General features: G+C 55.5%; 1 pseudogene. It reads left to right on the top strand.

Annotated elements, in window-relative coordinates:
- Window positions 1-537 (top strand): annotated as a pseudogene (locus KDX37_RS29345) (IS3 family transposase); the annotation flags it as partial.

Genomic DNA, 537 nt, shown 5'->3' with positions numbered 1-537 from the left:
TCGAAGCTGTCGTCAATGTTTTAAAAAATGACTACGGTGTTTCTGTCGTAAAAAAGCGACCCGGCAAGTCTTCTCGCAAGGGCAAATCCAAGACCTGAGCATCAGCAGGGCTTGCCTGTTCATGGGCATTTCGCGCCAAGCGTATTACAAACGTAATCGCGCTTTTGACGCGAGAGTCCGCCAGGCCCAAGAGGTTGTGGACTTCGTCCTGGAGAAGCGGCGTCGCCAGCCAAGGCTGGGTACGCGCAAGCTGCATTACTTGATGAGCGCCGAGGCCCCTGCGCCGTTGTGCGTAGGTAGAGATCGTCTATTTACCATCCTGCGTGACGCGAGAGAGCTGGTTCCGCGCAAGCGGGCTTATCACAAGACGACTGATAGCCATCATCGCTTTCGCCGCCATCCCAACTTGCTCAAAGCGGGCCCGGAACAAGTCGTGGCCAGTGGGCCCGAACAGGTCTGGGTTGCAGACATAACCTATCTGCCAACACAGGAAAGTGTGGCCTACGTGAGCCTTGTAACAGATGCGTACTCACGCAA

The organism is Pseudomonas californiensis (genome assembly GCF_021147775.1).
Taxonomy (GTDB): domain Bacteria; phylum Pseudomonadota; class Gammaproteobacteria; order Pseudomonadales; family Pseudomonadaceae; genus Aquipseudomonas; species Aquipseudomonas californiensis.
The sequence above is the reverse complement of the archived record's forward strand: the minus strand, read 5'-3'. Positions and strand labels throughout refer to the sequence as shown.